The 25,895-nt window shown below is 68.3% G+C and carries 24 protein-coding genes and 1 pseudogene; 13 read left to right on the top strand and 12 right to left on the bottom strand.

From position 1 onward, the window contains the following. Positions 1-3 precede the first annotated feature (3 nt). From galK to FHU39_RS19635, 3 genes are all read right to left on the bottom strand, one after another. Positions 4-1,185, bottom strand: coding sequence for a galactokinase (gene galK / locus FHU39_RS19625; RefSeq protein ID WP_183322428.1), 1,182 nt, complete (start codon positions 1,183-1,185; stop codon positions 4-6). Then, on the bottom strand, positions 1,182-2,297 hold the full coding sequence (gene galT / locus FHU39_RS19630; protein ID WP_183322429.1) for a galactose-1-phosphate uridylyltransferase: 1,116 nt from the start codon (positions 2,295-2,297) through the stop codon (positions 1,182-1,184). Before galT ends, galK begins: the two co-directional genes overlap by 4 nt. A 148-nt stretch (positions 2,298-2,445) precedes the next feature. Beyond that, positions 2,446-3,015, bottom strand: coding sequence for a DUF4282 domain-containing protein (locus FHU39_RS19635; protein ID WP_183322430.1), 570 nt, complete (start codon positions 3,013-3,015; stop codon positions 2,446-2,448). Between the two features lie 205 nt (positions 3,016-3,220). On the opposite strand from FHU39_RS19635, the gene FHU39_RS19640 reads away from it, so the two are divergent. The 3 genes from FHU39_RS19640 to FHU39_RS19650 all read left to right on the top strand — a co-directional run bounded on the left by FHU39_RS19640 (position 3,221) and on the right by FHU39_RS19650 (position 5,875). Further along, a complete protein-coding gene (locus tag FHU39_RS19640) occupies positions 3,221-4,159 on the top strand; it encodes a LysR family transcriptional regulator (protein WP_183322431.1) in 939 nt (312 codons plus the stop codon). 104 nt (positions 4,160-4,263) lie between these two features. After that, positions 4,264-5,394, top strand: a complete 1,131-nt coding sequence (gene cds1, locus FHU39_RS19645) for an L-cysteine desulfhydrase Cds1 (protein ID WP_183322432.1) — start codon at positions 4,264-4,266, stop codon at positions 5,392-5,394. A 40-nt stretch (positions 5,395-5,434) separates the two neighbouring features. Beyond that, the gene (locus FHU39_RS19650; protein ID WP_183322433.1) at positions 5,435-5,875 is read left to right on the top strand and encodes an OsmC family protein; all 441 of its coding nucleotides are present in this window, start codon (positions 5,435-5,437) and stop codon (positions 5,873-5,875) included. 73 nt (positions 5,876-5,948) lie between these two features. Here FHU39_RS19650 and FHU39_RS19655 read toward each other — a convergent pair whose 3' ends face one another. Next, positions 5,949-7,160 (bottom strand): cystathionine gamma-synthase, encoded by a 1,212-nt coding sequence (locus FHU39_RS19655; protein WP_183322434.1) that lies wholly within the window; start codon positions 7,158-7,160, stop codon positions 5,949-5,951. Between the two features lie 311 nt (positions 7,161-7,471). On the opposite strand from FHU39_RS19655, the gene FHU39_RS19660 reads away from it, so the two are divergent. The 3 genes and pseudogenes from FHU39_RS19660 to FHU39_RS19670 all read left to right on the top strand — a co-directional run bounded on the left by FHU39_RS19660 (position 7,472) and on the right by FHU39_RS19670 (position 9,767). After that, a complete protein-coding gene (locus FHU39_RS19660) occupies positions 7,472-8,314 on the top strand; it encodes an ABC transporter substrate-binding protein (RefSeq protein WP_183322435.1) in 843 nt (280 codons plus the stop codon). 46 nt (positions 8,315-8,360) lie between these two features. After that, positions 8,361-9,152, top strand: a complete 792-nt coding sequence (locus FHU39_RS19665; RefSeq protein WP_183322436.1) for an amino acid ABC transporter permease — start codon at positions 8,361-8,363, stop codon at positions 9,150-9,152. A gap of 38 nt (positions 9,153-9,190) precedes the next feature. After that, positions 9,191-9,767 (top strand): annotated as a pseudogene (locus FHU39_RS19670) (amino acid ABC transporter ATP-binding protein). A 7-nt stretch (positions 9,768-9,774) separates the two neighbouring features. On the opposite strand, the gene FHU39_RS19675 reads toward FHU39_RS19670, so the two are convergent. Further along, on the bottom strand, positions 9,775-10,425 hold the full coding sequence (locus tag FHU39_RS19675) for a response regulator (RefSeq protein ID WP_183322437.1): 651 nt from the start codon (positions 10,423-10,425) through the stop codon (positions 9,775-9,777). After that, on the bottom strand, positions 10,422-11,585 hold the full coding sequence (locus tag FHU39_RS19680) for a sensor histidine kinase (RefSeq protein ID WP_246336788.1): 1,164 nt from the start codon (positions 11,583-11,585) through the stop codon (positions 10,422-10,424). Before FHU39_RS19680 ends, FHU39_RS19675 begins: the two co-directional genes overlap by 4 nt. Positions 11,586-11,845: 260 nt before the next feature. Between FHU39_RS19680 and FHU39_RS19685 the strand changes: the two genes are divergently transcribed. From FHU39_RS19685 to FHU39_RS19695, 3 genes are read left to right on the top strand one after another with little or no spacing between them, the layout of a single operon-like run. Then, positions 11,846-12,226 (top strand): hypothetical protein, encoded by a 381-nt coding sequence (locus tag FHU39_RS19685; RefSeq protein ID WP_183322439.1) that lies wholly within the window; start codon positions 11,846-11,848, stop codon positions 12,224-12,226. Positions 12,227-12,283: 57 nt separating this feature from the next. Then, entirely contained in the window at positions 12,284-12,916 is a 633-nt protein-coding gene (locus tag FHU39_RS19690; RefSeq protein WP_183322440.1) for a TetR family transcriptional regulator, read from the top strand. A gap of 34 nt (positions 12,917-12,950) precedes the next feature. Further along, on the top strand, positions 12,951-15,266 hold the full coding sequence (locus FHU39_RS19695; RefSeq protein WP_183322441.1) for an MMPL family transporter: 2,316 nt from the start codon (positions 12,951-12,953) through the stop codon (positions 15,264-15,266). A 72-nt stretch (positions 15,267-15,338) separates the two neighbouring features. Here FHU39_RS19695 and FHU39_RS19700 read toward each other — a convergent pair whose 3' ends face one another. Both FHU39_RS19700 and FHU39_RS19705 read right to left on the bottom strand, forming a co-directional pair. Next, positions 15,339-16,151 carry a hypothetical protein gene (locus FHU39_RS19700; RefSeq protein ID WP_183322442.1) on the bottom strand — a complete coding sequence of 271 codons (813 nt, stop codon included), beginning with the start codon at positions 16,149-16,151 and terminating at the stop codon, positions 15,339-15,341. 69 nt (positions 16,152-16,220) lie between these two features. Next, positions 16,221-17,015, bottom strand: coding sequence for a hypothetical protein (locus FHU39_RS19705; protein ID WP_183322443.1), 795 nt, complete (start codon positions 17,013-17,015; stop codon positions 16,221-16,223). Between the two features lie 87 nt (positions 17,016-17,102). On the opposite strand from FHU39_RS19705, the gene argS reads away from it, so the two are divergent. Then, positions 17,103-18,941: an arginine--tRNA ligase gene (gene argS / locus FHU39_RS19710; protein WP_183322444.1), complete on the top strand. Its 1,839-nt coding sequence runs from the start codon at positions 17,103-17,105 to the stop codon at positions 18,939-18,941. A gap of 191 nt (positions 18,942-19,132) precedes the next feature. Here the strand turns inward: argS and FHU39_RS19715 are convergent, their stop codons facing one another. After that, positions 19,133-20,809 carry an alpha/beta hydrolase gene (locus FHU39_RS19715; RefSeq protein ID WP_183322445.1) on the bottom strand — a complete coding sequence of 559 codons (1,677 nt, stop codon included), beginning with the start codon at positions 20,807-20,809 and terminating at the stop codon, positions 19,133-19,135. A gap of 228 nt (positions 20,810-21,037) precedes the next feature. Here FHU39_RS19715 and FHU39_RS25265 point away from each other — a divergent pair, with 228 nt between their 5' ends. Continuing rightward, the gene (locus tag FHU39_RS25265; protein WP_183322446.1) at positions 21,038-21,232 is read left to right on the top strand and encodes an MbtH family NRPS accessory protein; all 195 of its coding nucleotides are present in this window, start codon (positions 21,038-21,040) and stop codon (positions 21,230-21,232) included. Between the two features lie 107 nt (positions 21,233-21,339). On the opposite strand, the gene galE is transcribed toward FHU39_RS25265, so the two are convergent. After that, positions 21,340-22,359 carry a UDP-glucose 4-epimerase GalE gene (galE, locus tag FHU39_RS19725; RefSeq protein WP_183322447.1) on the bottom strand — a complete coding sequence of 340 codons (1,020 nt, stop codon included), beginning with the start codon at positions 22,357-22,359 and terminating at the stop codon, positions 21,340-21,342. Between the two features lie 33 nt (positions 22,360-22,392). Between galE and FHU39_RS25090 the strand changes: the two genes are divergently transcribed. Next, on the top strand, positions 22,393-22,965 hold the full coding sequence (locus FHU39_RS25090) for a DivIVA domain-containing protein (RefSeq protein ID WP_183322448.1): 573 nt from the start codon (positions 22,393-22,395) through the stop codon (positions 22,963-22,965). Between the two features lie 23 nt (positions 22,966-22,988). Here the strand turns inward: FHU39_RS25090 and paaK are convergent, their stop codons facing one another. Then, complete coding sequence (gene paaK / locus FHU39_RS19735; protein ID WP_183322449.1) at positions 22,989-24,290, bottom strand: phenylacetate--CoA ligase PaaK; 1,302 nt, start codon at positions 24,288-24,290, stop codon at positions 22,989-22,991. Further along, positions 24,287-24,724: a hotdog fold thioesterase gene (locus FHU39_RS19740; protein ID WP_343066030.1), complete on the bottom strand. Its 438-nt coding sequence runs from the start codon at positions 24,722-24,724 to the stop codon at positions 24,287-24,289. Before FHU39_RS19740 ends, paaK begins: the two co-directional genes overlap by 4 nt. 217 nt (positions 24,725-24,941) lie before the next feature. Between FHU39_RS19740 and FHU39_RS25095 the strand changes: the two genes are divergently transcribed. Then, the gene (locus FHU39_RS25095) at positions 24,942-25,838 is read left to right on the top strand and encodes a L,D-transpeptidase family protein (protein ID WP_183322450.1); all 897 of its coding nucleotides are present in this window, start codon (positions 24,942-24,944) and stop codon (positions 25,836-25,838) included. Positions 25,839-25,895 lie beyond the last annotated feature (57 nt).

Below are 25,895 nucleotides of genomic sequence, written 5' to 3' on the forward strand. Positions count from 1 at the left end.
ACGTCACCGGAGGCGGGCGGCACCGCCACTGGCGACAGCTTCGAACACCGTGGGGGTTGCGAACCCCCCGTCCGCCGCGGCCGCGACACACGCCTGCGCCACCGGCTCCGCCTGCTGCTTGTCGACCAGCGCGATGACGCAGCCGCCGAAACCGCCGCCGGTCATCCGGGCACCGTGGGCACCCGCGGCTAGCGCGGCCTCCTGCAGCGCGTCGACGCTGGGCGCGGTGATCTCGAAGTCGTCCCGCATCGACGCGTGCGACTCGCTGAGCAGCGGCCCGATCCGGCGCGGGTCGTCGCCGGAGGTCAGCAGCTGCGCGACCTGCTCGACGCGCGCGGAGTCGGTCACCACGTGCCGTGCGCGACGGCGCAGCAGCGGCGGCAGTTTGTCCAGCGTCGTGGCCAGGCTCTCCAGCGGGACGTCGCGCAGTTCGCGGACCCCGAGCCGGAGCGCCGCCTCCTGGCAGGAGTGCCGACGTTCGGCGTATTCGCCGGTGGTATGGGTGTGCTCGGTGTGCGAGTCGATCACCAGCAGGGACAGCCCGCAGGCGGGCAGGTCGAAGGGGATCTGCTCGATCGTGACCGCGCGGGTGTCGATCTGCATGGCGTGCGCCGCCCGGCCGCACACCGACGCGAGCTGGTCCATCAGCCCGGTGGGCGCGCCCGCGATCTTGTTCTCCGCATCCCTGCCGAGGTCTGCCACCGTCTCGTCGTCGAGATCCCAGCCGAGCAGGTCGGACCAGGCGCGTGCGGTGACGCAGGACAGCGCCGCGGACGACGAGAGACCAGCGCCGACAGGGACATTGGAGTCCAGGGCGATGTCCAGGCCGGTCACCGGAAGCTCGCGCTGTGCCGCGGCCCACCCCACACCCACCGGGTATGCCGCCCAGCCGTACTCGCCGCCCTCGGTCACCCCGGGCAGCTCGACGGTGACCGGGACACCGCCGTCCACCGTCGCCGACGCGACCCGCACGGTGTCGTCGGCGCGCTGACGCACGGCCGCGACCGTGTGCTGCGCGAGTGCGATCGGCAGCACGAATCCGCCGTTGTAGTCGGTGTGCTCGCCGATCAGGTTGACCCGTCCGGGTGCCGCCCAGACACCGTCGGGCTCGGCGTCATACAGCTCGCGGAAGCGGGCGACGACGGCGTCGACGTCGATCTCGGCGGGCGTCCGGACGAGGCTCATGCTTCACGCAGCCGTTGCGCCATACCTTCGGGGAGGCCGTCGTTGACGAACGCACCCTGGCCGGATTCCGAGCCGGCGAGGAATTTGACCTTGCCTTCACCGCGACGGATCGAATACAGCTCCAGGTGCAGCCAGGCCACGTCCCGGTGTTCACGCGCCGGGGCCTGCTGCCACGCGGCGATGTAGGGGGTCGGCTCGTCATACAGCCGGTCGAAGCGCTGCAGGACGTCCAGGTAGACCTCGACGAAGCCGTCGCGTGCCGCGTCGTCGAGCGCGGGGATGTCGGGGACCTGTCGCGTGGGGTAGAAGTGCACCTCGATCGGCCAGCGGGCGGCGAACGGCACGAACGCGATCCACTCGGCGTTCTCGGCGATCACCCGGGTGCCGGCGGCGGATTCGCTGGCGATGATGTCGCCGAAGAGGCTGCGGCCGTGCTCCTGCTGGTAGGCCTGCGCGTGTGCGAGCTCGGTGGCCGCGCGTGGGGGGATGAAGGGGTAGGCGTAGATCTGGCCGTGCGGGTGCTGCAGGGTGACGCCGATCTCCTTGCCGCGGTTCTCGAAGGGGAAGACGTGCTGCACGCTGTCGATGGCGTTCAGGTCGGTGGTCCGGTCCGCCCAGGTGTCCACCACCAGCCGCGCCTGCTGTGGGGTGAGCTGGGCGAACGACGCGTTGTGGTCGCTGGTGAAGCAGACGACCTCGCACCGGCCGCGGCCCGCGCGGATCTGCTCCAGATGCGGGTCGAGTGGGCGGGGGAGCGAAGCGGAGGAGGCTGTATCGAGACCGTCGGTGGCGTCCGGAGCTTCTGCGTTGAGCTCGTATGACGGGAAGCGGTTCTCGAACGCGACGACCTGGTACTCCGGCGACGGGATCTCGGACAGATGATCATCCGACGGGCACAGCGGGCACTCGTCGGCGGGCGGCAGGTACGTCCTGCTCTGCCGGTGCGACGCGACCGCGATCCATTCGCCGGTCAACGGGTCGCGCCGCAACTGCGAGCCGGTGACGGTGGTGGGCAGATCACGCCGGTCGGCGACAGCCGTCCGGTGGGTGCCATCCGCGTCGTACCAGATGATCTGCCGTCCGTCGGCCAGCCGGCCGGCCGTGCGCTCCATCGTGTCTCCCGGAAACCCATTGATCGAACGTTTGAAAATGTTTGTTCATGTTGTATCACGTGCGGCGGGGTTCGCGCACCGTTGTCCGCGGACAGCACAACGGCCGGCACCCGCGAACGGGGTGCCGGCCGCTGTGGTGCGTTCGGACTCAGCTCTTGTTGCGCTGCGCGATGCGCGCGACGTTGGTCGCGAGCTCCAGGATCACCCGCACGAACGCGACGATCACGACGAGCAGCGCGAGGTCGGCGAGCGAGTGGACGATCGCCGACATCGTGCCCATGTTCTTGATGCTGGTGCCGCCGAAGTCCTGGCTGCCGAAGTTCCAGGTCAGCTGGCTGATGAAGTTGATGACCGCCCAGACGATGACGACCAGGTAGGTCAGGCCGGCGATCTTCTCGGTCAGCGACTTCTTGAACTGCAGGTCGGAGAAGAGGTCGCCGATGCCCTCACCGGCGCCCGACGCGATCTGGCCGGCGTCGGAGGCCCACTGCTGCCCGGCCTGCTGGGCCTGCCCGGCGAAACCGCCGTGCTGCGCCTGCCCCGCCGCCTGTTGCGGGGTCTCCTGCTGCGGAGCCTGCTGGCCGTATTCGGGCTGCTGCTGTTGCTGGCCCGCCTGCTGCTGGCCGTAGCCCTGACCGAGGCTCTGTCCCTGGTAGCCGCCCTGGCCACCCTGGCCCTGCTGATCGTTGTTCCACGAGCCACCTGTGGGCGTCGACATACATTCCCTCCTGGGGTTTGGGGAGGCCCCCGCTCGGCGGCCTGCTGTCGACATCCATCAAACCTGGTGATCGGCTGAGCGTCCAACGCACGCTCCGGTGACCGTCGGATCGGGCCTGCCGTGCCGACCGCTCGGGTCGCCCGCTGCCCTGCCCGCGTCGCTTCGTGTGCGGCCGAAATCTCATAGCGCAACTTATAGTTGCGGCATGTTGGATTCGCGGCAGTTGCGGATGTTCCACGAGGTGGTGCGCTCGGGCTCCTACTCCGCGGCCGCCCGGTCACTCGGCTACACCCAACCGGCGATCAGTCAGCAGATGCGTGCGCTGGAGCGCAGCGTCGGCACCCCGTTGTTCACCCGCTCCGGTCGCAACCTGCGGTTGACCGAAGCGGGCGAGTTGCTGTCACGGCACGCCGAGACGATCCTGGCCGATCTGAGCGCAGCTGCGGAGCAGGTCGCCGCCATCAAGCACCTGGCGCTGGGCCGCGTGCGGTTGTGCACCTTCCCCAGTGCCAGCGCGACGATCGTCGCGGCGGCGGTGAGCCGGCTGCGGGCCAGCAACCCGGGCGTTCGTGTCGAGTTGCTCGAGGCGGAGCCGCCGGAGTCGCTGGCGCTGTTGCGGGGCGGTGACTGCGACATCGCGCTCGCGTTCAGTTACGACGCCGAGGCCGGCGTCGATCACGAGGGTATGACGGCCAGGCCGCTGCTCGATGACGAGATGGTCGTGGTGCTTCCCGCCGACCACCCGCTGGCCAGGCGCCGCACACTCGCCCTGGCGGAGCTCGCCGACGAGACCTGGATCGCCGGCTGCCCCCGCTGCCGGACGACCTTCGTGGCGGCGTGCGCTGCTGCGGACTTCAGTCCGGTGATCTCCTTCACGACCGACGACAATCTGGCGATGCAGAGCCTGGTGGTCGCCGGCAGCGGGATCGCCGTCATGCCAGGTCTGGTGCTGTCGTTCCTCCGGCACCCGGGCGTCGTGGTCCGGCCGCTGCGACCTGTCGTGCGTCGTGCGGTGACGGCATACACGCTCGCCGACTATCAGCACATCCCCGCAGTGGGCACGATGCTCGGTGCCCTGCGGGCTGCGTCCGCGGAGTCGAAGGCGCAGCGTGGTGGGCCGCGCGGCTCCGCGAAACATAAGTAAAACTTTGATCAGTTCCAATGAGTTCGATCTGGTGCTAATGAGTTAGTGGGGCCAGACTCGAAGGGTGCCGCAGTCGGCGGCACCTCGAGACTCGAAGGACCCTCATGTCAGCGCTCGCCCATCCTGCCGACCGCAGCGATACGCCGATCACGGCTGCCCGCGCCAGCGCCGCGGACCGTGACTGGGTCAACCGGGCGGTACGCACGGTGCAGGCCGACGCCAACCGCTCCGCGGACACGCATCTCATCCCGCTGCAGCTGCCTGCGGAGTGGGGGATCGAGGTCTATCTGAAGGACGAGTCGACCCATCCGACCGGCAGCCTGAAGCATCGGCTGGCGCGCAGCCTGTTCCTCTACGGCCTCTGCAACGGCTGGATCCATCGCGACTCGGTGATGGTCGAGGCGTCCAGCGGCTCCACCGCGGTGAGCGAGGCGTACTTCGCCCGGCTGCTCGGCCTGCCGTTCGTTGCGGTGATGCCGCGCAGCACCAGTCGTCGCAAGGTCGAGTTGATCGAACGGCACGGCGGGCGCTGCGAATTCGTGGACGAGGCAAGCGAGATGTATGCCGCCGCGCAGCAGATCGCCGACCGCACCGGCGGTCATTACCTGGACCAGTTCACGTATGCCGAGCGCGTCACCGACTGGCGCGGCAACAACAACATCGCGCAGTCGATCTTCGAGCAGCTGAGCATGGAGCCGCACCCGGTGCCGACCTGGATCGTCGTCGGTGCGGGCACGGGCGGGACCAGCGCGACGATCGGGCGGTACCTGCGCTACCGCGGACTGTCGACACAGCTGTGCGTGGTCGATCCGGAGAACTCCGCGTTCTACCAGGGCTGGCGCCGCGGTGATCTGGAGCTTGAGACGGGTGCCGGCTCGCGCATCGAGGGCATCGGGCGGCCCCGCGTCGAGCCGTCGTTCCAGCCGGGCGTGGTCGACCGGATGCTGTGCGTTCCGGACGCCGCGTCCCTCGCGGCCATGCACCTGCTGCGGGAACGCACCGGCCTGAGCGCCGGCGGGTCCACCGGCACCAACCTCTTCGGCGTGCTGCGACTGGTCTGTGAGATGCGGGCCGCGGGGGAGCGCGGCAGCATCGTCACGCTGCTGTGCGACGGCGGCGAGCGGTATGCCGACACGTATTACGACGATGACTGGGTGGCGGGGATGGGCCTGGACCCCTCGTCATACCGACAGACCCTCGAGCACGCCCTGGACGCGGGGGAATGGCTCGGGTGACCTCGCACGACACCAATCCGCACGAAGAGATGGAGACTCCATGACCACGACCACTCCCAGCGCGGTGGCGCTGCACGCCGTCGACCTGTCCCGCACTGCGGCCGGGCAGTTCCGCGCCACCAACACGCGCGGCGGAACGATCGGGATCGGCACCGGCGACGACACCGACTTCACCCCGGTGGAACTGTTGCTCGCGGCGCTCGCCGGTTGCGCCTCCATCGACGTCGACATGCTCACCAGCAGGCGCGCCGAGCCGACCTCGTTCGATGTGCAGGTCACCGCGGAGAAGGTGCGCGACGAGGACGGCAACCGGCTGCACGATCCGCGGCTGAGCTTCCGCGTGGAGTTCCCCGATGACAGCGCAGGTGACACCGCACGCGACCGGCTCCCCGAAGCGGTGCAGCGCGCCCACGACCGGTTGTGCACGGTGAGCCGCACCATCGAGCTGCCCTCCGTGGTGCAGATGTCGGTCGCCGGCTGAGTCGCACCACGGAGCAACGCCCCGACCGCGACGGCGGTCGGGGTGTTGCTGTGTCGCCGAGCGGACGGGGCGGTCAGCCCATCGCGCTCGACAGCGCCTGTGCCAGGTCGTCGATGAGGTCGTCGACGTCCTCGATGCCCACCGACAGCCGGATCAGGTCGTCCGGGACGGCCAGCTCGGTGCCGCGCACACCGGCGTGCGTCATACGGGCCGGATGCTCGATGAGTGACTCGACACCACCGAGGGATTCGCCGAGCGTCCACACCTGGGTCGCGCCGCACACCTTCACGGCGGCGTCCTCGCCGGCGCCGACCTGGAAGCTCACCATGCCGCCGTAGCGGCGCATCTGGCGGCCGGCGAGCTCATGTCCGGGGTGGTCGGCCAGCCCGGGGTAGTGCACGGTCCTCACCGCCGGGTGGTCCTGCAGGAACCGCACGACGGCCTCGGCGTTGTCGCACTGTCGCTCCATGCGGACGGCGAGCGTCTTCAGGCCGCGCATCACCAGCCAGGCGTCGAAGGGTCCGGCGACGGCACCGGCAGCGAACTGCGCGAAGGAGATCCGCTCGGTGAGGTCGGCGAAGTCGTCCCCCGCGGAGCGTGCAGCGGTGATGACGGCGCCGCCGACGACGTCGCTGTGCCCACCGCAGTACTTCGTCACCGAGTGGGTCACGAGGTCGGCGCCCAGCGAGATCGGTTGCTGCAGATACGGCGAGGCGAAGGTGTTGTCGACCGCGAGCAGCGCTCCTGCAGCGTGTGCGATCTCGGCCAGTGCCGCGATGTCGGCGATGCTCAGCATCGGGTTGGTGGGCGTCTCCAGCCAGACCAGCTTGGTGCGCCCCGGCCGGATCGCGGTGCGAACCGCCTCCGGGTCACGGACGTCGGCCGACGTGTGCTCGACGCCCCAGGGCCCGAGCACCTTCTCGACCAGTCGCCGGGTCCCGCCATACACATCGGACGGGACCACCAGGTGATCACCGGGCCGCAGCACGGCGCGCAGCACGGCGTCCTCCGCCGCGAGCCCGGACGAGAACGCGAAGGCGCGCTCGCCACCCTCCAGCGCGGCCAGGCACTCTCCGAGCGCCGTGCGGGTCGGATTGCCGGATCGTGAGTATTCGTAACCGTTTCGGAGGCCGCCGACGCCGTCCTGCTTGTACGTCGAGGTCTGGTAGATGGCCGGGACGACCGCGCCGGTGACCGGATCGGGCTGCTGGCCGCTGTGGATCGCGCGTGTCGAGAAGCCCGGTGTCGGTTCCGTGGATGGGGCGTCGTGGGGGAAAGCGTTCATCGTCTGCGGTCCCTGTCCTTTGATCGTCGTCGTGAATGCGGGTATTGCGAGTGTCGATCACAACGAATCATTAGCACCAGGTGCGATCTCCTTGGCCATGTGAAAGTGCGACTTATGAATTGGCTTCCGGCGGCGATCCGGGCCGGACCCGCTGCGGCACGGCCCGCGGTCGGGTGGAAATCCGCGCAAACCTATAAGTGTGGGTATGAGAACCCCTCACTAATACGGCGTCGACTTAATGCTTCTGCCGAGCCATTCTGTTGCGCAGGTCACAGCGACCAGGATTCCCCGGCAAGCAAGGAGCGGCCCCGATGAAGAAGATGTCCATGAGACTCGGCAGGCCCGCGGCAGCGGCCGTCGTGTCGGTTGCGATCGCGTGCGCAGCTGCCGGCTGCAGCAGCGGGGGTGGTGCGTCGGCGGCGCGGTCCTCTGGCGGTGTCTCGCTGGTCAAGGGTGCGACTCTGACGGTCTGCACGCACCTTCCCTACAAGCCGTTCGAGTTCGACCAGGGCGGCAAGGTCGTCGGCTTCGACGTGAGCATGCTCGACCTGCTCGCCGCGAAACTCGGCGTCCGGACGAATGTCATCAGCATGGACTGGAGTCAGATCGTCTCCGGAGCGGCCTTCGCGGCCAAGCGGTGCGACGTCGGGGCGGGTGCCGCCACGATCACCCCGGAGCGTGCGAAGGCGGTGCAGTTCTCGGACTCCTATTTCGATGCCAATCAGGCGTTGATGGTCAAGGCCGGCTCGTCATACACCGGCCTGGCGAGCCTGAAGGGCAAGCGGCTCGGAGTGCAGACGGCCACGACCGGGCAGATCTACGGCGACAAGAACGCGAAGGCCTACGGCTACCGGACCGTGGTCTACCCGGACAGCCTCTCGCTGTTCAACGCGGTGCGATCCGGTGCCGTCGACGCCGCGATCCAGGACAACGCGCCCGAGCTCGACTTCGCCAACCACAACGCCGGCGTGAAGGTGACGGCGGAGTTCAACACCGGCGAGCGCTACGGCTTCATGGTGAAGAAGAACGACGCGAACGCCACCCAGCTCGCCCACGAGCTGGATGCCGTCATCGCCACGGCGCAACAGGACGGCGCCTACACCAAGATCTACAAGCAGTGGCTGGGTCGTGCCCCGCAGGCTGCAACCAAATAGCCGGCATCCGGCGTACGACGAACCACACGAGGCAGGGCAGATCTCCATGACCAGCATCACCGCAGCGGCATCCCCGCGCAAGCGCGCCCAGCGCATCAGACTCATCCAGTACGTCGCGCTCGGCGCGGTGGCAGTCGCTGCCGCGATCACGGTCAACTGGGCCGAAGTCGCGCACGTCTTCTTCAACCTCCCGATAGCCAGCTCGACGATCACACAGGGTCTGGGGCAGGCACTTCTGCACACGGTCACCTACACCGTCGGCGGCTTCGTCCTCGGACTCGTTGCCGCGACCGTCCTGGCGCTGATGCGCTTGTCCGAGGTCGCCGTCTATCGGTGGATCGCCACGGCATACGTCGAGTTCTTCCGCGGCCTGCCGACCTTGGTGGTGTTCATCGCACTGTCCCTGCTGCCGCTGGCGTTCAGCGGGTTGATCATTCCGTTCGCGCCGTACGGGACGGTCTGGGTCGCGCTGGGCATGGTCGGCAGTGCCTACATGGCCGAAACCATCCGGGCCGGCATCCAGGCGGTGCCGAAGGGACAGACGGAGGCGGCCCGCTCCCTCGGTATGTCGGCGGGAACGGCCATGCGCAAGATCATCCTGCCGCAGGCGTTCCGCATCATGATTCCCCCGCTCACCAACGAGTTGATCATGTTGATCAAGGACTCGTCGCTCGTCTTCGCCATCGGCTTGTCGGTCGGGGAGTTCGAGCTGACGACGTTCGGGCAGGGAATGGCCAACAACGAGGCCAACATCACGCCGCTGGTGATGGCGGGCCTCGCCTACCTGGTCATCACTCTGCCGCTGTCCTTCCTGGTGCGCAGGATGGAGGCGCGATGACCACCGCTGGGATCCTTCCGACGACAACAGAGGTAGTAATGGACCACCAAGACCTGACATCGCCCCCGATCGTGGACGTGCGAGGACTGCACAAGTCCTACGGCGATCACCATGTGCTGCGTGGCGTCGACTTCCAGGTGGCCCGTGGTGAGGTGGTCTGCGTCATCGGGCCGTCGGGTTCGGGCAAGTCGACGTTCCTGCGCTGCCTCAACGTGCTGGAGACGCCGCAGTCGGGCAGCATCCGGGTCCGCGGCACCGAGCTGATCGATCCGGACTGCGACCTCGACGGTGCGCGGTCAGCAGCAGCGGGTTGCGATCGCGCGGGCGTTGTCGATGGAGCCGGAGCTGATGCTTTTCGACGAGCCCACCTCGGCCCTGGACCCCGAGCTCGTGGGCGAGGGGCTGACGGTGATGCGGACGCTCGCCGAGGACGGCATGACCATGATCGTGGTCACGCACGAGATGGCGTTCGCGAAGGAGGTTGCCGACAGGGTGATCTTCATGGACGGCGGGGTCATCGTGGAGGAAGGTGCTCCGGGGTCGGTGATCGGTGACCCGCAACAGGAGCGGACCAGGGAGTTTCTCCGGCGAGTGCTGGACCCGACGCACGTGTAGGTGTCGATCACCGACCGGTGAGCCCGTGCTCGTACGCGTAGCGCACCAGCGCCGCCCGTCCCGTGCAGCCGGTCTTGGCGAGCAGGTGGTTGACGTGCGTCTTCACGGTGCTCACCGACACGAACAGTTCGCGGGCGATCTGCTGATTGGTCAGTCCGGTCGCGACGAGGCGCAGGACGTCGAGTTCGCGTTCGGTGAGCCCGTCGGGTGGTTCGTATGGCGTAGGTGGCTCCGCTGAGCGCCGGTCGGCGCGCAGCATCGCCCCGGTGGCGCCCGCGTCGAGCAACGACCGGCCGCCGGCCGCGGCCCGGAGCGCCGCCGCGATCGTCGCCGGATCGGCGTCCTTGTTGAGAAAACCCAGTGCACCCGCGGAGAGTGCGTCGACGATCGTCGCGTCGTCGTCGTACGTGGTGAGTGCGACCGCCTGCGTCCGTGAGCCCCCGGAGCGCAGCCGGCGGATGCCCTCGACGCCGCCCATCCCCGGCATCCGCAGGTCGGTCAGCAGCACGTCGGGGTCGACCTGGGCGATCAGGGACAGGGCCGACTCGGCGTCGGCCGCCACGCCGACGACCTCGATCCCGTCGAGCAACCCGAGCATCGAACGCAGCCCTTCACGCACGACGGTCTGATCGTCGGCGATGACCACCCGCACCGTCATACCGCCTCCCACCGTGCCACGACGAGCCACCCGTCCGCGGTGGCTCCTGCCTCGAATCGTCCCCCGCGGCTCTCCACCCGCCGGCGCAGCCCGGCCAGCCCGTGCCCGCCGCTGACCTGGTCCGTGCGTGGCGCGGCGCTGACGTCACCCACCGTCAGCACGCGGATCTGGCTCTCTGCCAGCGTGATTCGCACGGGTAGGCCGGGTGCGTGCCGCATCGAGTTGGTCAGTGCTTCGCGCAGCACGGCGCGCGCCACCTCGTCGCGCTGAGCGGGTATGCCGCGCGCTTCGCCCGCGACGGTGATCCGGACGCCCGAGGCGGCGCGGATGCGGTCCACGGTCCCCTGCAGCCACTCGTCCAGCGGCTGCGCGGTGGCGGCGGCTGCGCCGTGCAACGACTCGACCGCTTCCCGTGCACCCTGGAGCCCTTCCCTCGCCAGCTCGGTCGCCGCCGAAAGTCGTTGCTGCAGCTCGGGGCTCGCCTGTTCCCGCCGTGCTTCGAGACCGGCTGTCTGCAGCGCGATGATGAGCCCGGACAGCGTGTGCGCCAGGACGTCGTGCAGTTGGGCGGCGATCTCCCGCTGCTGTTCCGCGGTCGCCGTACGGGCCCGTTCCTGCGAGATCACCTGTGCCTGGGCGGCGGCGAACTCGGCGGCCTCCAATTGCCGGCGACGTTGCTGCAACAGCACGATCACCACCGCGGCGAAACCGAGGTTGATCGCCAGGGTGGGCCAGGGGGAGTGCTGGTGCAGACATGCGTAACCAAGGGCGGCGACAGGGGCGAGCAGGAGCGCCGTGGCGCTGCGTGCATCCCGGGACCGGGCGACCGTCGCGATCGGCACGAACGCGAACCAGGTGATGCCGGAGGACGGGAGCGCCACGAGCGGCACCGCGGCCCCGAGGCCCATCGTCCACAGTTGCGCGGTCGTCCAGCGACCCTCCCCGAACTCCCCGTCCGGATCGCTGGTCCACCAGGCGCCACCGGCGACGAAGGCGACCAGGGCCACCAGTGCCGCGCCGGCACCGAGGCCCGACCGCCACCAGCCCGGATGGGCGTGGCCGGTGACACCCGTCGCCGACAGCACACCGAGCAGCAGGCCGATCGAGACCAGCAGCCGGATCACCAGCCGGTCCAGTCGAAGGTCCTGCAGTCGGGGCATGCTCACACGCCAAACCTACGGTTCGGCCGGCCCGTCTCCACCCGTTCGCGCCCGATCTCCACCCTGGATCAACCCGCGGGTGGAGGCGCCGGAGGTCGCCCCCGGGCGACAGTGGATGGCATGACCGCAACACTCACCATCATCACCGAAGTCGTCGTCGTGCTGGGCTTCATCCTGGCCCGGCAACTCATGCCGCCCGGATCAAGGACAACCCGCTGAAGCTACCGCTCATCCTGGGCGCGATCGGCGTGGTGAACGCCATGTCGTTCATCGGCAATCACCACGTCACCCCCGGTGAGGTGGCGGGCGGCATCGCCGGCCTGCTGGTGGCGACCGCGATCGCCTGGCCACGTGCGGAGTCGATGCGGGTATGGCGTGAGCCCGACGGCAGCTGGATGCGACAGGGCACCCTGCGCACCGTCGGCTGGTGGGCCGTCGCGGTTGCCGGGCATGTCGTGACGGCGTTCGCGGGGCCGCTGCTGTTCGGTGAAAAGGCTCACGGGTTCGGTGGATTCGACTCCGCAACGGTGCTGGTCTATCTCGGCGTGAGCCTCGGTGCGCAGGCCTGGTTCCTGGAGCGGCGCCTGCGCCATACCGTCGGTGGCAGTCGTCGTCAGGGGGCCGCCATGCTCCTCGGGTGAGGCGGATCACACCGCATCGATTTGCACTTTGAACATCAAAAGGGCAAAACTACAAGGGTGCGTAAGACATCCACCACTCCAGTGGCCCCGCGGCTGCGGATCGCCGAGCCGATGCCGTTGAAACGGCTGCAGACGGCGCACCGGATCACCAGTGCGGCGCAGCGACTCGCGGTCGAGAAGGGGTATGACGACTTCACCCTCGACGAGCTCGCCGAACGCGCCGGGGTGTCCCGACGCACGCTGTTCAACTACTTCGACGGCAAGCTCGAGGCGACCATCGGCGGTGGCCCGCAGCTGCGTCAGGCCGACATCGACACGTTCCTCGCCGGTGGCCCCACGGGGGAGTTCATCGACGACGTGGCGACGCTGGTGCTGGCCATTCTGCGGGTGTCCGCCGACGTCGAGACGACCCGCGAGGACTGGCGCACGATGCGCCGGTGCTTCGAGCTCAACCCCAAACTGATGATCGCGGCGCACGAGATCTTCGCGGGGTTCGTCGAGGGGGTCCAGGAGTTGGTGGAGCAACGGTCCGGCATACCCGCCGGAGACCCCGAGTCCCGTCTCCTCGTCGCACTCTTCGGAGCCGTCTTCGACGTCTCGATGGCGGAATTCAGCACCGGTGACGACGACCGAGATCTGGCCGGCGTCTTCCTCGACAACCTCGCAGTAGCACGCCGAATCTTCAACTGACACAGCGTCATCAACCCCTTCTCTAAGCACAGCTATGGCTTCCCTTCTCTATCGGCTCGGTCGTACCGCCTACCGGCGGTGGCCGATCTTCCTCGCCGGCTGGGTGATCATCCTGGTCGGCTTCGGAACCGTCGCCCTCGGCATCAGCAAACCGATGGTCGACAAGTTCAGCATCCCCGGCATCCCGTCGTTGCAGGCGCAGACGATGGAGCAGAAACTGTTCCCGGGCACCGGCGATGTGCAGGACCAGGCGAGTGCCACGGTCGTCGTCGCGGCACCGGCCGGGCACACGCTGCAGGAGACGAAATACAAGAACGCCGTCAATGAGCTGATCACCGACCTGAAGCAGGTCCCGCAGATGCCGACCGACCCGAAGGCGCAACCGGTCAACCCGGTCGTCGCGTCGCAGGCGCAGACCAAACAGATCCTCGCGGCGGCCGGCAAGACCCCGCAGGAGCAGGCGGCGGCGAAACGCAACGCCCAGGCGTTGTCGCCGCTGTCGAAGGACGGCAGCACCGGCACGATCAGCTGGAACTTCAAGGTCGACTCGGTCGCCGACGTCAGGACCAGCACGCAGGACGACGTGCTGAAGGCGCTCGCCGGCGCCCGGCAGGACGGACTGCGGGCCGAGGTCAACGGCACCGCGATGCAGGCGACGGTCGATACCGGCGGCAGCAGTGAGCTGCTCGGCATCATCGTGGCCGCGCTGGTCCTGTTCATCACCTTCGGCTCGCTGGTCGCCGCCGGTATGCCGATCATCTCCGCCGGTGTCGGCGTGCTGATGGGCGAGCTGGCCATCCAGTTCGCGACCGGTTTCACCACCATCGGCACGACCACGCCGATCCTCGCGACCATGATCGGCCTGGCGGTCGGCATCGACTACACGCTCTTCATCCTGGCGCGCTACCGGACCGAGTTGCAGGAGACCGACGACCGGTCACACGCCGCCGGACTCGCGGTCGGAAAGGCAGGCAGTGCAGTCGTTTTCGCCGGCCTGACCGTGCTCATCGCCCTGTGCGCGTTGTCCGTGGTCGGCATACCCTTCCTCACCTCGATGGGGCTGGCGGCCGCCGGTTCGGTCTTCTTCGCGGTCTGCGTCGCGCTCACCCTGCTTCCCGCGGTCCTCGGCCTGCTGAAGTCGAAGGCGTTCGGCGGTCAGCTGCGGCGGCGTGCGGACAAGATCGCAGCTGACGGGAGGACCACGAACAACGGCGTCCGCTGGGCGAAGCTGCTCGGCAAGAAGCCCGCGATCGTCGTCGCGCTCGTGGTCGTCGTCCTGGGCGGTCTGGCGCTGCCGATGAAGAGCCTGCACCTGGCGCTGCCCAGCGACTCGACGGAGGCGTCGTCCACCACCCAGCGCAAGGCCGCCGACCTGGTCACCGACGCGTTCGGCGCGGGACGCCAGGCGCCCCTGCTGGTGGTCGTCGACGGCAGCCAGGTCGACGGCACCCAGCAGCGGATGGCCGCCTACGGCCAGGTGATGGGCTGGGCGGGCAGCCAGAAGAACGTCGTCAACGCCCAGATCGTCGGCGTCAACGCCGACAAGACGGGCGCCCAGATCCTCATCACACCCAAGGGCGGCGCCGACGACCAGTCGACGCTGGACCTGCTGAACGCGCTGCGCGACGGTCAGTCCGGCATCGAGGCCAGGACCGGCACGCAGGTCGGTGTCACCGGCGCGACCGCGGTGCAGACCGACGTGTCGAGCCAGCTGAGCAGTGCCCTGCCGAAGTACCTCGCGGTGGTGATCGGCCTGGCCTTCATCCTTCTGATGATCGTCTTCCGGTCGGTCGTCGTGCCGCTGATGGCGACGCTCGGCTTCCTGCTCTCGGTGCTGGCGACCCTCGGTGCCACGGTCGCGGTGTTCCAGGACGGGTTCCTCGGCCTGGTCGAGGGGCAGCCCATCGTCAGCTTCATGCCGATCATCCTGATCGGGATCGTCTTCGGGCTGGCGATGGACTATCAGGTCTTCCTCGTCACCCGGATGCGTGAGGCGTACGTCCACGGCGCGAGTGCGCGCGAGTCCATCGTCGACGGCTTCCGTCACGGCGCCCGGGTCGTCACTGCGGCCGCGACGATCATGATCTCGGTGTTCGCGGCATTCATGTTGCAGAGCAACAGCCTCATCCAGTCGATGGGCTTCGCGCTCGCGGTGGCGGTCTTCTTCGACGCGTTCGTGGTGCGGATGACGCTCATCCCGGCGCTGATGTACCTGCTCGGTGACAAGGCGTGGTGGCTGCCGAAGTGGCTGGACCGGATCCTGCCGCGGGTCGACGTGGAGGGCGAGGGCCTTGCCAAGCAGCTCGCCAAGCCGGAGTCCCGGGACGACTCGGACCTGGTCACGGTCTGAGCGAGACGCCCGGCATACCACGAACGGCCCGGTGAGCACGCGCTCACCGGGCCGTTCCGGGCACTCAGGACGTCACGACGCGGAGGACGGGAAGTTGAGCGCGTCGCTCGGTGCCTCGACGCGCGGCTGGCTGTTCCACCCGCTCAGGGTGACCTTGCCGTGCGACGTGCTCGTTCCCTGCTCACCGTTGATCTCCAGCACCAGCTTGGTGTCGGCGGCGATCGTGATGGTGTTCTTGGTCTTGGCCGACGTCACCACGTAGGCATCCTGACCCTCGTACGACGTCTTCTTCGTCGTCGCCTTGGCGAGCTCGGCGTCGCTGACGTTGTCCGGGCCGATCGCATCGTCGAGGAAGCCCTTGATGGTCACGTCCTGCAGGCTGGCCGCCATGGTCGCCGGGGCGTGCACCCACTTGCCCGCCAGGAGTTGCGCGGTCGTCTCGGGGGCCTTGGCCGCGGACGTCCAGAACGCCTTGTCGCCCTTGACGTAGTACTTCGAGTCGACCGTGCGGATCGTGGTGTTGCCCTCGGCGGTCTCGAACGTCGCCTCCTGGTTGGAGCCGTCCATGGTCCCCTTGAGGTCGATCACCTCGTGCTCGCCGGAGTCGGTCACGTCGGCGTGCATGGCGGCGGAGTCCGCCTTCTTGTATGCCGCGCGCGCCTGGTGGATCAGCGTCGTGGCGTCGGGCACGGCCGAGTCGCCGTCGGCGGTTGCCGGTGCCGTTGCCGCGCTGGTCGCGGGCACCGCAGCGGCCGAGGACGCGGTGCCGGCCTGGCTCGCCGCGGAGGTGGAGTTGCCGGAGCTGGAGCTCGATCCGCAGGCGGCGAGCGCGAAGCCGAGGGCCGCGACGGTCGTGACCTGGGACAGACGTGTGACGGTACGCATGGCGCCAACGCTACGCGACGGTCAGCGCAGGCGGCGCGACCGCCACGGCCCGTTCGCCCGATCCGCCGGTCAGACGGTCGATCCGGAACCCGGGAACGAGATGAACCCCTCCGGCACGGTGATCTTCGCCTGCGAGTTCCATCCGTCGAAGTCGGCCGTGCCGTCGGAGCCGTCGCTGGAGTTGCCGGAGACCTCCACGACGTTGTGCGGGTCGGCGGCGACGACCTTCAGGGTGCTGACGTCCTCCGACATGGGATCGACCGACACTGCGGCGAACAGATCGGTGTCCTGCTCGGTCGTCGCGTACGTCTTCATCTGCTCGGTGTCGGAGTCGCTGATCGCGTCGGGCCCGAGCATCTCGTCGAGCAGGTGCCGGATGGTCATCTGCTTGAAGTCGCCGGTCGCGGTGTCGGGCGCGAGCACCCATTTACCGGCCAACAGGGATGCCGTGGTGCCGCCCGAATGTGCCGCCGACGTCCAGAAGTCCTTGTCGCCCCTGACGTAGTACTTGTCGTCCACCGTGCGCACCGTCGCGTTGCCGTTCTCCGGGTCGTCGACGGTCAGTTCCTGGTTGCTGCCGTCCATCGTTCCCCGGATGTCGACGACCTGCGTGTCCCCGGCATTGCTGATGGTGGCGTGCACGTGTGCCGACTTCGCCGCCCGGTATGCCGCCCGCGCCTCATGCACCAGCGTCTTGGCATCCGGGACCGCCCCACCGCCCTGACTCGCGGTCTGGACCACCGACGAGGCGCTGCCGCTGGGTGGTGTCACGGTCACGGCACCGTTCGAGGCGCAGCCGGAGAGCGCGACACCCGCAGCAAGGGTGAGGAGCGCACCGACACCGGCACCTGTTGCGGACCGCATCCTCGCATCGTAGTTGGCCGCGGGCCGGACGTTGAGCGGGTGATATCGATTCGTCCGCCGTGCAGGGCAACCCATACCCTAAGCGGCATGACCAACCCGGCCCTCGCACTCACCACACGCGTCCAGCAGGCTCTCGCCGATGCCCTCGGACCGCAGTGGCGAGAGGCGGACCCGGTGATCCGCCCGGCCAACAAACGACAGACCGACGCGGACTTCCAGGCGAACGCCGCGATGGCGCTCGCCAAGCAGGTCGGCCGCCCGCCGCGGGAGATCGCCCAGGCGATCGCCGACCGGATCGCGCCGGACGACGGGCTGATCGCTTCCGTCGAGGTCGCCGGGCCGGGATTCCTCAACCTGACGCTGCGCACCGACTGGATCGCTGCGGCGGCCAACCACCAGCTGGCCGACGAGCGGGTCGGCATACCGACGCCCGAGCACCAGATCGTCGTCGTCGACTACTCCTCGCCCAACGCGGCCAAGGAGATGCACGTCGGGCACCTGCGGACCACCGTCGTCGGCGACTCGCTGGTGCGCACGATGGAGGCACTCGGGCACGACGTCATCCGGCAGAACCACCTGGGTGACTGGGGCACCGCCTTCGGGATGCTCATCGAGCACCTGCTCGAGGTCGGTGAGGACAGCGACGAGGCGAAGCTGCTGGAGACCGACCCCAACTCGTTCTACCGTGCCGCGCGGGCCAAGTTCGACGCGTCGGACGTCCGGCCGGAGGCCGGCCAGGATCAGGAGCAGGTGCGAGTCGACGATGAGGAACGAGTCGTCAACTCGGCGAAGGCCGAACCTGCTGGCTCAGCAGGTGATTTCGCGGTGAGAGCGCGGGCCCGGGTGGCCACGCTGCAGAGCGGAGACGCCGAGAGCAAACGGCTGTGGGTGAAGATCATGGACTTCACCCGCACCTACATCAACCGGGTCTACCGCGACCTGGGCATCACACTGACCGATGACGACCTGCGCGGGGAGTCGTCCTACAACGACGAGCTCGCCGAGGTCTGCGACACATTGGAGGCCAAGGGCATCGCCGTCGTCAGCGATGGCGCCCTGTGCGTCTTCCAGGACGAGTTCACCGGCCGTGACGACAAACCGGTGCCGCTCATCATCCGCAAGTCCGACGGCGGATACGGTTATGCGACAACGGATCTGGCGACCATCCGGCACCGCTCGCTCGACCTGCACGCCAACCGGGCACTGTATGTCGTCGGCGCCCCGCAGAACCTGCACTTCCGGATGGTCTGGGCGGCCGCCGACAAGGCCGGCTGGATCCAGGGCACCGAGCCGATCCACGTGCAGATCGGCAATGTCGTCGGCACCGACGGCAAGATCCTGCGGACCCGGTCCGGAGACCTGATCTCGCTGCAGTTCCTGGTGGATTCGGCGCTGCAGCGTGCCGCCGAGGTGGTCGCCGAGTCGCGCCCGGATCTGTCCGCGGAGGAGCGGGCGTCGATCGCGCACCAGGTCGGCATCGGCGCGATCAAGTATGCCGACCTGTCGGTGTCGCACGACTCCGGCTACACCTTCGACCTGGACCGGATGCTGGCGCTGCAGGGCAACACCGGCCCCTACCTGCAATACGCAACGGCGCGGATCCGATCGATCCTGTCGCGGGCCGACGCGGTCGAGGTCAACGGCCCCATCATCCTGACCGAACCGGACGAGCGGGCCCTTGCGTTGCGGCTGCTGGACTTCGGACCCGTGGTGGCCGAGGTGGGCGAGACGCTCGAGCCGCACCGGCTGGCGGCATACCTCTACGACCTGGCCACGACCTTCACGGCGTTCTACGAGCACTGCCCGGTGCTGAAGGCGGAGGACGCGGCGGTGCGCGACAGCCGTCTCGCGCTGTGCGCGCTGACCCGCAAGGTGCTGGTCAAGGGTCTGGACCTGCTGGGCATCGAGTCCCCCGACCAGATGTAGCGCGCCCACCCCAACGCACGCCCCCCACCTCAGACGCGCGCCCACCTCCGACGCGCGCCCCCTCCCTCCACGCCGAGAGGCTCACATACATACCGAGAGGCTCAGAAATACCGGGTCGAATCGCCCGGATTTCTGAGCCTCTCGGTGCCGTGGTGAGCCTCTCGGCGAGGGAGGCGGCGAGTCGCAGCGACTCAGGAGTGGGTGCCGCCGAGGATGTCGCCGATCAGCTTGCCGAGCAGGTCGAGGATGGTGTCGCCGAGGCTCTCGGACTTGTGCGGCGGGGTCTTCGACTTGTGCTGGACCTCGCTGGGGGCCGGTCCGGAGACCTGCTTGCCGACCGGGTAGACCTTGCTGTCGCCCGGCAACGGCAGGCCCTGGCAGACCGAATCGTGTTGCAGCTGCTTGCCGTTCATCAGGAAGCCGTATGCCGCGTCGGTGACGCAGGTGTTCTTGCTGCCGATCACCGCGCCGTGGAAACCCTGGTTGTTGACGGTGAGCAGCACCGTGTTGGGTGCCTTCCGGTGGGCGTCCACGGCGCCTTCGTACGGCGTGGCCGGGTCGAGTGTGTTGTCGACCATCAGGATCCTGGGTGCCTTGGACAGGTCGATCTTGGTGTTCTTGGCCTTGTAGGGCCAGTACGCGCACTGGCTCACGACCTGGTTGTAGCCCAGCAGCGGGTACTGCGGGCCGAGGCTGCGCGCCTTGGTGACGTAGTAGTTCGGGTCCTTCTTCCACGAGGTGTCGTTGCAGGTCGTGGCCATGAAGGTGGTCGACTCACGGTTGTCGGTGTAGCTGTCCGACCCGGTGGAGAGCAGCGCGAACGCCTGGTAGAGCGCGAGCTTGTCACCCTGGCGTGCCTCGTCGAGGAAGCCGAGGAACTTCGCCGCCGTGATGAGCCCCTTGTCGGAGTACATCTGCTGGGCCATCACGTTGTCCACGACGTTCGCCGAGAAGAAGCCGAGCTCGCCGTTGACGGCGGCCTTGCGCACCCGCAGGTAGGTCGCGTTCACGGCGGACTTGGTGGATCCCAGGTGGTACGTGTCGTTGTGACGGGCGGCCCACGGCTGGAACTGATCGGAGAAGCGGCGCTGGAAACCCATCGGCTGGTAGCCGAAGCTGCTCTGGAAGCTCGAGGTGAAGTCGGTGTTGCTGTCGAGCACGAAACGCCCGACGTGCGACGGGAAAAGTGTGGCGTAGTGGGCGCCGAGCCACGTGCCCGCCGAGACACCGTAGTAGTCGATCGTCTTGGCACCGAGCAGCCGTCGGACCAGGTCCTGATCTCGCGCGGTGTTGTCGGTCGTGATGTAGGGCAGGTAATCACCGTGTTGCGCCACGCACTTGTCCACCGACGCCTTGACGGCGGTCTGCAGCGCCTTGACGTTGGCCGGGGTGAGCTGGTGGCTGTCCTTGACATTGCTCTTGGGCTGGTCACAGCTCACCGGCGTGCTCTCGCCGGTGCCGCGGGGGTCGACCCCGATGACGGTCTCGGTCTGGCCCATCGGGGACATCGACGCCACAATCACCGAGAAGCGTGCATCGGGGCCACCCGGGCCACCCGGGTTGGTGAAGACGAATCTGTTGTTGTGGGAGGCCTTTTCGGGCGTGGTGCGAGTCACCATCAGGGTGATGTCGCCCTTGCCCGGGTCGGCGTAGTCCTTGGGTGCCTTGACCCGTGCACATTGTGACCGGGCCGCTGCCTTGCCGAGTTCCTTGACCTCCTGCGGGCACAGGGCCGCGCTCCACGCCAGCTTCTGGGTCGTGTACTTGGTGAGGTTCGCGTTCGTGGGTGACAGGGCGTCGGTCTGGCCGGCGGCCGAGGCCGGGCCTGCGGCGAGGGCTCCGCCACCCGCGGCGAGCAGGATGGCCATGGCACTTACGGTGACGGCGTGCGACAGGCGACGGCGCATGACTGGAACTCCTTCTCGTCCGCGCTGTGGCGGCTTTGTATGTCGCGACGTTGACGCGATGACCCCTGTGGATGGTTCCGACCGATCGGGCCCCTTCGGCGGAACCTCCTGCGGACCGAGCCTCGCATGCGTCACACTGGAAACGGGTCGTATGAAGCTCGGGGGCTTGGTAGGAGCTGGAGGGTCACGATGTCCGGTACGCCGGACACAGAGCTTTATTTCGTGCTGATAGGTCGAGTCGGCCGCTGCACCATCTGGCCCTGTGCCGCACAGATCCCCGTCGACTGGCGCGTTGCGTTCGGTCCCGACACGCACGCACAGTGCGTGGCGTACGTCGAGCGCCACCGGGGTGACAAGCCAACACTTGCCGCGCACCACCGCTGACGCGGTCCCACCCCGATCGAGGGGAGCACATCCCGACCGAGCGGAGCAGGAATACCGGTCGGATTTGTGCTCCTGTCGGTGCGGTGGTGCTCCTTTCGATGAGTTGTTCAGTCCGGGAAGCCCTGCGGGTTGTCGGACTGCCAGCGCCACGTGTCGGCGCACATGTCGTCGATGGTGCGTGTGGCGTGCCAGCCCAGTTCGGTGTGGGCGCGGGTCGGGTCGGCCCAGTACGCCGCCAGGTCGCCGGCACGGCGCGGCCCGATCTCGTGGGGCAGCTCGTGCCCGACCGCACGCTCGAAAGCGTGCAACAACTGCAGCACCGAGGTGCCCTGCCCGGTGCCGAGGTTGAATGCGCGCACCGGCTCGCCCATCGCCGGCAGGTGCTCGAGCGCAGCAACGTGCCCCTCCGCGAGGTCCATGACGTGGATGTAATCGCGCTCGCAGGTGCCGTCGTCCGTGGGGTAGTCGTCGCCGAAGACGGTCAGCTTGTCCCGGCGCCCCACCGCCACCTGGGCGATGAACGGCATGAGGTTGTTCGGGATCCCCTGGGGATCCTCGCCGATGCGGCCGGAGGGGTGCGCGCCGACGGGGTTGAAGTAGCGCAGCAGGGCGACCCGGAAGTCCTTGGTGATGCTCGCGACGTCGGTGATCACCCGCTCGATCATCACCTTCGTCCTGCCGTACGGCGATGACGCCGAAAGCGGCTCGTAGTCCTCGTGATACGGCACGGGGGCGTGGTCGCCGTACACGGTCGCCGACGAGGAGAAGACCAGCTTGTCCACACCGTGCCGGGTCATCGCGTGCAGCAGCGAGAACGTGCTGTCGAGGTTGTTGCGGTAGTAGGCGAGCGGCTTCTCGACGCTCTCGCCGACGGCCTTCAGTCCGGCGAAATGGATGACCGCGTCGAACTTCTCCTGGGCGAAGAGGTGCTCGGTCTTGTCCACATCGGTCAGGTCGAAGGCGTGCAACGGGATGGTCTTGCCCGCGAGCGCTTCGAGCCGGCCGAGCACCGTCGGCTTGCTGTTGGCGAAGTCGTCGACGATGACAACGTCATGCCCGTTGTCGAGCAGCGACAGCGCAGTGTGCGATCCGATGTAACCGGCGCCGCCGGAGACGAGTACCCGCATGGCCACCAAGGCTACGGTGCAAGGATGGAGCCCGTGGCGAGGACCCCGTGGACAGCTGATCACATTGCCCGTGTCGAGAATCCTGTGCTCACCGTGCAGCAACGCGGTGGTTACGTCGTCGCCGACGTCAAGCGACAGCTGGATCGCGTCCTGTCACTGATGCGCACCGGGCAACCGGTGCCGCCGATCAGTACGGCGGGACTGCGGCGATCCCGGTTCCGCGAGGGCTACTCCCCGGAGTCGGTCACGGCGCTGTTCGACAACATCGCCGAGTGGCAACGGCAGTTCGACATGACGCAGCAGATCGAGGAGGCGGCCGCGCCGGAGGACCCGAAGCAGACGCAGCAGCGCTTGACCTGGAGCCGGGAGCAGCAGGTCTGGGTGCGCGAGATCACCTTCGTGTCAACCCGGTTCGGGTCTTCCTACGAAACCGATCAGGTCGACGACTTCCTCGACAACGTGCTGCGGGCCATGGCGAACGGCGAGCCGCTGCCGGACATCCAGAGTGCGAAGTTCCACATGGCGCGCCCCGGGCGCGGAGGGTATGACGCCGCCGCCGTCGACCACTTCCTCGATCAGCTGGAACGCATCCGGCCCTTGCGGTGACGTTTGCTCGAGCCGGTGCCGTCCTACTTGGGCCGCTGGTCCACGATGCGGCGGGCCTTGCCGACCGACCGCTCGATGCCGCCGACCGGGAGCACGACGATCCGGGCGGACGTGCCGATGCGGTCCTTGATGTCACGTGCCAGGTCCTGTTCGACCTGTGCCCACCGTTCCTGCGGGAAGCCTTCTGCGGCTTCGACGTTCACCGTCAGCTCGTCCAACCGGCCGGGCCGGGTCAGCACGCACTGGAAGTATGGCGACAGCCCGTCGTACCGCAGTGCGAGCTCCTCGATCTGGGTCGGGAAGACATTGACGCCGCGCACGATCATCAGGTCGTCGCTGCGGCCGGTGATCTTCGCCATCCGCCGGAACGACGGCCGGGATGTGCCGGGCAACAGACGGGTCAGGTCCCGTGTCCGATAGCGCAACACCGGCATCGCCTGTTTGGACAGCGAGGTGAAGACGAGCTCCCCCTCCTCGCCGTCGCCGACCGGTTCGCCGGTGACCGGGTCGATGATCTCGGGCAGGAAATGGTCCTCCCAGATGGTGGGGCCGTCCTTGGTGTCGACGCACTCCATCGCGACACCAGGGCCCATCACCTCCGACAACCCGTAGATGTCGACGGCGTCGATGCCGGCACGTTCCTCGATCTCGGCGCGCATGGCATCGGTCCATGGCTCGGCTCCGAAAACGCCTATCTGCAGCGGCAACTCGCGCGGGTCGAGGCCCTGGGCGGTCATCTCGTCGAGGATCGACAGGAAGTAGGACGGCGTCACCATGATGGCGCGGGCGCCGAAGTCCCGCAGCAGCTGGACCTGCTTGGTGGTCTGCCCGCCGGACATCGGGATGACCGTGCAACCGAGCCGTTCGGCGCCGTAGTGCGCACCGAGCCCGCCGGTGAACAGGCCGTAGCCGTAGGCGACGTGGCAGACGTCGCCCGGCCGGACGCCGGCGGCGCGCAGCGAGCGGGCCACGAGATCGGCCCAGGTGTCGACGTCCTGCTGGGTGTAGCCGACGACCGTCGGTGCGCCGGTCGTGCCGCTGCTCGCGTGCACCCGCACCACCTGCGTCCGCGGGACCGCGAACATCCCGAACGGATAGTTCTCGCGCAGGTCGGCTTTGCCGGTGAACGGCAGCAGCCGCACGTCGGCGAGCTCGTTGATGTCACTCGGGTGGACACCGATGGAGTCCAGCGCGTTGCGATAGTGCGGCACGTTGGCGTATGCCGCAGCCACCGTCTCCTGCAGGCGTTTCAGCTGGTGGGTGCGCAGCTCGTCGACCGACCACTTCTCGGCCGCGTCCAACTCGCCTCGGTCGGCACTCGTCATCGAAGTCTCCTTGATCTGCCACGAAACTCTGCGATCACCGCACCGTCGGACTCCCGACGAACGGTGACGTCGGTGATGCCGGAGCGGCCGTAGGTGGTGCGTTCGCTCGCGTCTGCCACGAGCACGTCACCGAGCCGGCCCGCCGTCACGAACGAGATGTCGGCGCCGGACGCGACGGTGGTGTGACCGCCGGCGTTGCACGCGAGGGCGAACGTCGAGTCCGCCAACAGGAAGATGTGCCCGCCGTGTGCGATGTCGTGCCCGTTGACCTGATGTTCGCCCAAACGCATGCGGGTGCGGGCGAAGCCGAGGCCGTCGTCGCGCACCCCGACGTCGATCAGCTCGATGTCCTGCGCGGCAGAGGCGCGGTCCTCACGCCACATCGCCCGGACGTGTTCCAGTGTCTCCACGTGGTCCGACTCCGTTCCTGTCACGCGGGCCAGCTTGCCACCACGCAGCCGGCCGCGCGCCCATTCTGCCAGAAATACTGATCGAACGGTCAGTATTTGTTCACAGGGTGGGACGCTCCGTGGAACCGATCGCTGATTCGGCGAATCCCAGCGTCGCGGTGGACAATGCCGTGCGGCGCCCGGCAGCAGGGAGCTCGGCGCGCGCCATACCGCTGGTCATCGAGGCAGGAAGCAGGGGGACGTGACGCAACCAGGCAGGCACCGCGGGGGCGGGGGCTCGAGTCCGCTCGGGGCGGTCGGTATGTCGGCCGCGGGAGTCGTCGCCGGCTTCGTGATCGTGGCCCTCGTCGTCTTCTTCGGCGTGAAGGTCTTCGGGCACGACGGGAACGACCCGACGGCATCGTCGCCGACCAACTCCCAGGGGGCGAACGGCACGGGCGGCACCGGCGCCGCCGTCATACCGGTGCCGGACGTGCCGAAGTCGGTCCTCGCGAAACTGCCGAGAGCGACCACCGACGGCAAGGTGTCCAAGGCGCCGATCGACCTCACGTCGGCCAGCGACGGCCGGACCATCGAGGTGGCGCAGGACATGCCCGCGTTCGCCGAACCGGGCGCCGACCCGATCGCCGTCATACCCGACAAGCAGATCGGCAGCACCACGTGGCTGCCGGTGATCCGCACGCAGGCGGGCTGGGCGCAGGTTCGTCTGCCGTCCCGGCCCAACGGCGCGACCGCCTGGATCCCGGAAGCGGGTCTGGGCCAGGCACGCACGAAATGGGCCGTGACCGTCAAGCTGGACAAGGGGACGATCACGGTCACCCACGACGGGACGTCGAAGGGCACCTGGCCGATTGGCCAGGGCAAGCCGTCGACGCCCACCCCCGTCGGTCAGACGTTCCTGCTCAGCGGATTCGTCGACCCGGAGCAGAACTTCTCACCCGTCATCTACGCGTTGGGTGCGCACTCGGACACCCTCGACTCGTACGGCGGTGGCCCGGGCACCGTTGCGGTCCATGGCTGGCCGACCGAGGACGGCCGGAACGGGCACGTCTCGCACGGTTGCGTCCGCGTCCCCGACGCGGCGCTGAAACTCTTCGCGAAACTGCCCACCGGGACACCTGTCGACATCGTCGCCTGAGCCGGTCGATGGGGGTCGACGACGGAGGAGAGGGCACTTGTCGCGGGCACTTATTAC

The sequence above is a fragment of the Flexivirga oryzae genome, from assembly GCF_014190805.1.
Lineage (GTDB): Bacteria > Actinomycetota > Actinomycetes > Actinomycetales > Dermatophilaceae > Flexivirga > Flexivirga oryzae.

Excerpts from the sequence above, each read along its gene's own strand:
- galK (WP_183322428.1), bottom strand. The coding sequence starts at position 1,185 with ATGAGCCTCGTCCGGACGCCCGCCGAGATCGACGTCGACGCCGTCGTC.
- galT (WP_183322429.1), bottom strand. The coding sequence starts at position 2,297 with ATGGAGCGCACGGCCGGCCGGCTGGCCGACGGACGGCAGATCATCTGG.
- FHU39_RS19635 (WP_183322430.1), bottom strand. The coding sequence starts at position 3,015 with ATGTCGACGCCCACAGGTGGCTCGTGGAACAACGATCAGCAGGGCCAG.
- FHU39_RS19640 (WP_183322431.1), top strand. The coding sequence starts at position 3,221 with ATGTTGGATTCGCGGCAGTTGCGGATGTTCCACGAGGTGGTGCGCTCG.
- cds1 (WP_183322432.1), top strand. The coding sequence starts at position 4,264 with ATGTCAGCGCTCGCCCATCCTGCCGACCGCAGCGATACGCCGATCACG.
- FHU39_RS19650 (WP_183322433.1), top strand. The coding sequence starts at position 5,435 with ATGACCACGACCACTCCCAGCGCGGTGGCGCTGCACGCCGTCGACCTG.
- FHU39_RS19655 (WP_183322434.1), bottom strand. The coding sequence starts at position 7,160 with ATGAACGCTTTCCCCCACGACGCCCCATCCACGGAACCGACACCGGGC.
- FHU39_RS19660 (WP_183322435.1), top strand. The coding sequence starts at position 7,472 with ATGAAGAAGATGTCCATGAGACTCGGCAGGCCCGCGGCAGCGGCCGTC.
- FHU39_RS19665 (WP_183322436.1), top strand. The coding sequence starts at position 8,361 with ATGACCAGCATCACCGCAGCGGCATCCCCGCGCAAGCGCGCCCAGCGC.
- FHU39_RS19675 (WP_183322437.1), bottom strand. The coding sequence starts at position 10,425 with ATGACGGTGCGGGTGGTCATCGCCGACGATCAGACCGTCGTGCGTGAA.
- FHU39_RS19680 (WP_246336788.1), bottom strand. The coding sequence starts at position 11,585 with ATGCCCCGACTGCAGGACCTTCGACTGGACCGGCTGGTGATCCGGCTG.
- FHU39_RS19685 (WP_183322439.1), top strand. The coding sequence starts at position 11,846 with ATGTCGTTCATCGGCAATCACCACGTCACCCCCGGTGAGGTGGCGGGC.
- FHU39_RS19695 (WP_183322441.1), top strand. The coding sequence starts at position 12,951 with ATGGCTTCCCTTCTCTATCGGCTCGGTCGTACCGCCTACCGGCGGTGG.
- FHU39_RS19700 (WP_183322442.1), bottom strand. The coding sequence starts at position 16,151 with ATGCGTACCGTCACACGTCTGTCCCAGGTCACGACCGTCGCGGCCCTC.
- FHU39_RS19705 (WP_183322443.1), bottom strand. The coding sequence starts at position 17,015 with ATGCGGTCCGCAACAGGTGCCGGTGTCGGTGCGCTCCTCACCCTTGCT.
- argS (WP_183322444.1), top strand. The coding sequence starts at position 17,103 with ATGACCAACCCGGCCCTCGCACTCACCACACGCGTCCAGCAGGCTCTC.
- FHU39_RS19715 (WP_183322445.1), bottom strand. The coding sequence starts at position 20,809 with ATGGCCATCCTGCTCGCCGCGGGTGGCGGAGCCCTCGCCGCAGGCCCG.
- FHU39_RS25265 (WP_183322446.1), top strand. The coding sequence starts at position 21,038 with ATGTCCGGTACGCCGGACACAGAGCTTTATTTCGTGCTGATAGGTCGA.
- galE (WP_183322447.1), bottom strand. The coding sequence starts at position 22,359 with ATGCGGGTACTCGTCTCCGGCGGCGCCGGTTACATCGGATCGCACACT.
- paaK (WP_183322449.1), bottom strand. The coding sequence starts at position 24,290 with ATGACGAGTGCCGACCGAGGCGAGTTGGACGCGGCCGAGAAGTGGTCG.